The organism is Nocardioides sp. (genome assembly GCF_031422975.1).
Lineage (GTDB): Bacteria > Actinomycetota > Actinomycetes > Propionibacteriales > Nocardioidaceae > Nocardioides.
In genome coordinates this window covers 1-5,060 of record NZ_JANPEO010000164.1, presented here as the reverse complement: position 1 = coordinate 5,060, position 5,060 = coordinate 1, and the positions used below count along the sequence as shown (strand labels likewise).

Annotated in this window: 6 protein-coding genes, 1 tRNA gene and 1 pseudogene; 6 read left to right on the top strand and 2 right to left on the bottom strand. The window is 68.5% G+C overall.

The window, feature by feature from the left end:
* Positions 1 to 205 (top strand): annotated as a pseudogene (locus tag RMO85_RS05125) (NAD(P)/FAD-dependent oxidoreductase); the annotation flags it as partial.
* 3 nt (positions 206 to 208) lie between these two features.
* On the opposite strand, the gene RMO85_RS05120 reads toward RMO85_RS05125, so the two are convergent.
* The gene (locus RMO85_RS05120) at positions 209 to 856 is read right to left on the bottom strand and encodes a PaaI family thioesterase (protein WP_310526930.1); all 648 of its coding nucleotides are present in this window, start codon (positions 854 to 856) and stop codon (positions 209 to 211) included.
* An 82-nt stretch (positions 857 to 938) separates the two neighbouring features.
* On the opposite strand from RMO85_RS05120, the gene RMO85_RS05115 reads away from it, so the two are divergent.
* The 3 genes from RMO85_RS05115 to RMO85_RS05105 all read left to right on the top strand — a co-directional run bounded on the left by RMO85_RS05115 (position 939) and on the right by RMO85_RS05105 (position 1,878).
* A tRNA-Lys gene (locus RMO85_RS05115) sits at positions 939 to 1,011 on the top strand.
* Positions 1,012 to 1,294: 283 nt separating this feature from the next.
* Complete coding sequence (locus RMO85_RS05110; RefSeq protein WP_036491281.1) at positions 1,295 to 1,498, top strand: cold-shock protein; 204 nt, start codon at positions 1,295 to 1,297, stop codon at positions 1,496 to 1,498.
* A 206-nt stretch (positions 1,499 to 1,704) separates the two neighbouring features.
* Positions 1,705 to 1,878 carry a hypothetical protein gene (locus RMO85_RS05105; RefSeq protein WP_310526920.1) on the top strand — a complete coding sequence of 58 codons (174 nt, stop codon included), beginning with the start codon at positions 1,705 to 1,707 and terminating at the stop codon, positions 1,876 to 1,878.
* A gap of 13 nt (positions 1,879 to 1,891) precedes the next feature.
* On the opposite strand, the gene RMO85_RS05100 is transcribed toward RMO85_RS05105, so the two are convergent.
* Positions 1,892 to 2,965 (bottom strand): hypothetical protein, encoded by a 1,074-nt coding sequence (locus tag RMO85_RS05100; RefSeq protein ID WP_310526917.1) that lies wholly within the window; start codon positions 2,963 to 2,965, stop codon positions 1,892 to 1,894.
* Between the two features lie 44 nt (positions 2,966 to 3,009).
* Between RMO85_RS05100 and RMO85_RS05095 the strand changes: the two genes are divergently transcribed.
* Positions 3,010 to 3,867, top strand: coding sequence for an NUDIX hydrolase (locus RMO85_RS05095; protein ID WP_310526916.1), 858 nt, complete (start codon positions 3,010 to 3,012; stop codon positions 3,865 to 3,867).
* A gap of 201 nt (positions 3,868 to 4,068) precedes the next feature.
* On the top strand, positions 4,069 to 5,060 hold a 992-nt coding region (locus tag RMO85_RS05090), incomplete at its 3' end, for a PstS family phosphate ABC transporter substrate-binding protein (RefSeq protein WP_310526907.1).

The following is a 5,060-nucleotide window of genomic DNA, read 5'->3' as shown; positions in this document are numbered from 1 at the left end:
GACGACCGAGCAGCAGATCTTCGCCCGGGCCGCCCTGGCGCGTCTTCGGCGCGGCGCCACCGACCTGGTGTCGGCCCCCGGTGCGTACGACGCTGCCCGCGAGGTCATGGAGACGACTCGTCGCCAAGAGCTCGAGGCGCTGGCGGCCGAGCAGGCGCGGCTCACCGACACCGGTGCGCGCGGCGTGCCCTCCGAGCAGCGCTGAGCGCTACTCGAACCTCGTCGGACCGGTCTGCTCGCCCCGCGCCCACCTGGGCAGGATGAACACGCCCTCCGCCTCGACGCAGACGCCCTCGGCGTCTGCGATGTGCCCGACGGCGTACGTCTTGATGCCCTCGACCCGGTCGACGTGGGCCTCGCCGTGCAGCGCACCCAGCGGGGTTGCGCGGCGGTAGCGCACCGTCAGCGTCCCGGTCATGCCCGGCGCGCCGGCGGCAGCCGCGGCCTCGCCGAGGAGCTGGTCGAGGATCAGGGCCAGGACGCCTCCGTGCACGAGACCAGGCGGGCCTTCGTACGCCGCAGAGAGCTCGAACTCCGAGCACACCCGAGCCTCGTCGCGCACGATCGTCAGCGGCGGCGCGATCGGGTTGCGGGCCCCGACCACCGCGTTGCCCCAGGCCCGGGTGACGCCGATGCGGGAGTGCCTGACGCCGTACGACCCCTCCATGACGTCCTTGCCCAGCAGCGCGATCGCGGCCTCGAGGTGCTCGCGGGCGCGCCCCACGTCCGCGGGCGAGGCCTGCGTGCGGATGCTGAGGTCGGCCAGCTGTCGGGTTGCGTCGGCGATGGGGGTGTACGTCGCCCGCTCGGCCTCGATGTCCTCGAGCGTTGCGTCGTCGACCTGGTAGCGACTCATGCGCGCAGCCTACGGACCGGGGCATCCACCTCGTACGGACACCTTCTCCGCGGCAGAAGACGGCTCGATAGGCTGACCGCGAGGGCCCTTAGCTCAGTTGGTAGAGCGTCGGACTTTTAATCCGCTGGTCGTCGGTTCGAGCCCGACAGGGCCCACTCTTCTCCCGCACAACACCGCCCCACGGCGCTCGCGGCACCCGATGTTCACCTCGCCCGGAGCATTGGGTCAGCCGGGAAGGTTTCGATTCGCGCGGTAGTTGATAGTGTGTGTCATGCAACAGGTGCAAGTTCCAGCAGGTAGACGCCCGCGGAGTTTGTGAGCCAACGGCGTTTCTTCTTCGGGCCTGCCAGTCCCGTGAGTCGGAGCGACGTGTCACCGCACTTGATGCGGGATCGTCGAAGTGACGATCTTTCGCCCGATAACAGGAGTAACACAGCAATGGCACAAGGCACCGTGAAGTGGTTCAACGCCGAGAAGGGTTTCGGCTTCATTGCGCAGGAGGACGGCGGCGACGACGTCTTCGTGCACTACAGCGCCATCCAGTCCAACGGCTACAAGTCGCTGGATGAGAACCAGAAGGTCGAGTTCGACGTCACCCAGGGTCCCAAGGGCCCCCAGGCGGAGAACGTTCGCGCGGTCTGATCGCCACGCGAAGCCGGACAGCACCTGTCTCGGACTTCAAACGCAACGGGGCCTCACCCTTCTGGGTGGGGCCCCGTTGCCGTTCGGGTCATCTTCGGTGTAGTCGGGGCAAAAGTGCGCTCTAATTGGTTTGAGACGCCTGCCACTGGGCATGGTGACTCCTCATCGTCAGCGACTGGAGGTGCTCTGTGCACGATCAGTTCGACGTGACCCTCGAAGATGACGACCTCCTCGGCGAGGTCGAGCTCACCACCACGCTGATCATTGCGGCCAGTGAGTCCGATGAGCACCTCAGCCAGGAGGAGATCGACCGCATCCTCGGCGTGACCCCGGTGCCCCCGAGCTCCGAGGTCCCGCTGCCGCGCCCGCGCGAGAGATGAGCCGCCGCCTGCGTCAGCAGGTGGCGAAGAGTACCGGCCCGCTGCTCAGGTCCGAGAGCACGTACTGGCCCGGGACGGGCTGGAGATCGAGCTGCACGACGGGGCCCTGAGCGGTCGCGGACGTCACGTCGAATCGGTCTGTGAAGTCACCGCCCTGGCCGGGAGCCGGACCACTCGCCAGGACGCTGCGCGCGTCGGCGTCGTGTCGTGCCACGTCGCCGGACTCGAACGACATGCCCACGGTGATCTCGCCGCCGGGTTGGGTCGCCATCGCGAAGCCCGTCATCGGGTGCACGCCGCCCGCCAGCCGGACGAGCTCCTCCGCCTGGGCCTGGTCGGTGTCGTCCGCGGCCGCCATGGCCAGGTGCTCGCAGGCGTAGTCACCGGTGAAGACGGCTGCCGCCAGCGGCGAGTCGGCCGCCTCCACCACGTCGTCCACCGATGCGAGGTGCTCGGTCTCGCCGGTCGCGGACCGGATCGCCTCCTCGAGGTAGCCCTGCGTGTCCGAGGTGAGGACGACACCGGCGTCGGGCAGCAACGCGAAGAACTGGAGCTCGGGAGTCAGCTCGGGGCCGACCCGGGCGAGCACGTCGGCGCCGCCGAGCCAGACCCCGTGCTCGTCGTCGGGACGGGCGAAGCCCAGCGACTCCAGCGTGTCGGCGAGAGCCTCGAAGTCGGTGTCGTCGGGGAAGCCGAGGATGTCCACTGCTCCCTGTGGCCCCTGCGCCAGCAGCTCCCAGTCGAGGGTGGCCGGGGAGAAGCCGAACCGTTCATTGAGGATCGGGGCCGACTCGACCAGTGCCGATGACGTCGAGAGGTCGCGGCCGAACGCCTCGTCGAGAAAAGCCGTCACCTCACTCGTGGACGGGTGCTCGTCGAGGTCCGCGCCGATGGTGCGGCGTACGGCCTGCCAGTCGGTCCACGACATCCGCTCCGTCGATGCCGGAGCGTAGGACGTCGCCCGCGCCAGATCGGGGCGCTGCTCCTCGTGCCACCACCGGATGCCGACCACGGTGCCGGCCACCAGGGTCGCGGTCAGTGCGCCTGCGAGCGCCATCGCGACGCGCCGGGGGAGACGACGAAGCACGGGGGACTCCTCACGGGGCGGCTGGTGGTGTGAGACTAACGCCCATGCCAGCCCCGGATGTGCGTGCTGCTGGAGCTGTCGTCACCCGCAAGGGTGGAGACGTCCTGCTGGTGCACCGCCCGCGATACGACGATTGGTCCTTCCCGAAGGGCAAGCTCGATCCCGACGAGCACGTGACCACGGCCGCCGTGCGCGAAGTGGCCGAGGAGACCGGGCTGGACATCCGTCTTGGCCCCGCCCTCGGCACGCAGCGCTATGACGTCGGCCGCGGTCGGATGAAGTCGGTGAACTACTGGGTCGCCCGCGTGCAGGGGGACGACGACGTGAGCTGCTACCGCGTGAACGAGGAGATCGACGCGGTCGCCTGGGTGCCGTGGGCCGAGGCGGTCGAGCGGCTGACCTACGACCATGACCGGGACACCCTGGCCCAGGCCCGGCCACTGCGACGCAAGTCCCGTGCCCTGCTGGTGCTCCGGCACGGGCACGCGCGATCGCGGCGTTCCTGGAAGGGCGATGACCGCCGACGACAGCTGCTCATCGCCGGCGAGAACGAGGCGCAACGGCTGGTCCCGGTGCTGGCCGCCTTCGGCGTCACCGAGGTCCACTCCTCCTCCAGCGTGCGCTGCGTGGCCACCGTCACGCCGTACGTCCACACCACGGGCTGGCCGCTGCACTCCTATGACGAGCTCAGCGAGGAGGACGTGTCGGTGCCGGTGATCGACGACTTGGTGGAGACGCTGCTCGCGGCCGACTCCAGCGCGGTGCTCTGCACGCATCGACCCGTGCTGCCCGTGGTGCTGAAGCCCCTCGGCCTGGCGGACGTGAAGCTGGAGCCGGCCGAGCTGCTGGTCGTGCACCACCGCAAGGGCGTCGTGGTGGCGGCCGACCGTGTGCCGGTGTGACGCCATGTCGCTACGCCCTAACGTCGGCCACGTCAAGGTGAACCGGGCTTGTTCATGTGACGGACGTCTCGGTTACCGGCAGATGTGGCCGAGCAGCCCTCTTCAGTTCACCGGCCGTTCATCGAGGCCGATGCAGACGGTCACTTCGGCTACCTACCTTCCCTGGTGTCAGCCTCATACACAGACATCAGGAGTACCGAAGTGAACCGCACTTCCTTCCACCGCGCGCTCGTCCCCGGCGCGGCTGCCCTCGTTCTCACGCTTGCCGCCTGCGGTGGCGGCGACGCCGGCTCCGACAACGCCGCCGATGGCTCCGCTGCCAGTGGCTCCGTCAAGGTCGACGGCTCGTCTACGGTGTTCCCCATGAGCGTCGCTGCCCAGGAGCTTCTCAACGAGCAGAACCCCGACGTCCAGGTGACCGTCGGTGAGTCCGGCACCGGTGGCGGCTTCGAGGCGTTCTGCGCCGGCAAGACCGACATCTCCGACGCCTCGCGACCGATCAAGACCGACGAGGACCTCGAGGGCCCCGCGTGTGACGCGGCCGGCATCGAGTACACCGAGCTCCAGGTCGCGACCGACGCCCTCACCGTGGTCGTCCACCCCGACCTCGACGTGGACTGCCTGACCGTCGAGGAGCTCACCGCGCTGTGGGCCCCGGACTCCAAGGTCACCAACTGGCAGGACATCAATCCCGACTTCCCCGACCAGGAGATCAAGCTCTTCGGCCCCGGCACGGACTCGGGCACCTACGACTACATGGCAGGTGAGGTTGTCGACCCCGACGCCGACGAGCCCGCCACCCGCACCGACTACGAGGCCTCGGAGGACGACAACGTCCTCGTCCAGGGTGTCTCCGGCACCGAGGGTGCGACCGGCTACTTCGGTTACACCTACTACGAGCAGAACGCCGACACCCTCAAGGCCGTCGCGATCGACAGCGGCAACGGCTGCGTGGAGCCCTCCGCCGAGACTGCCCAGTCCGGTGAGTACACCCCGCTCTCGCGTCCCCTGTTCGTCTACGTCAGCAACAAGGCGTACGCCGACAACGCGGCCGTCGCGGAGTACGTCGACTTCTACATCGAGAACCTCGCCGACATCGCCGAGGTCGGTCAGTTCATCCCGCTGAGCGACGAGCTCTACACCGCGACCAAGGATGCTCTCGCCGGCCTCTCGGTATATATATATATATATAT

Excerpts from the sequence above, each read along its gene's own strand:
- RMO85_RS05120 (WP_310526930.1), bottom strand. The coding sequence starts at position 856 with ATGAGTCGCTACCAGGTCGACGACGCAACGCTCGAGGACATCGAGGCC.
- RMO85_RS05110 (WP_036491281.1), top strand. The coding sequence starts at position 1,295 with ATGGCACAAGGCACCGTGAAGTGGTTCAACGCCGAGAAGGGTTTCGGC.
- RMO85_RS05095 (WP_310526916.1), top strand. The coding sequence starts at position 3,010 with ATGCCAGCCCCGGATGTGCGTGCTGCTGGAGCTGTCGTCACCCGCAAG.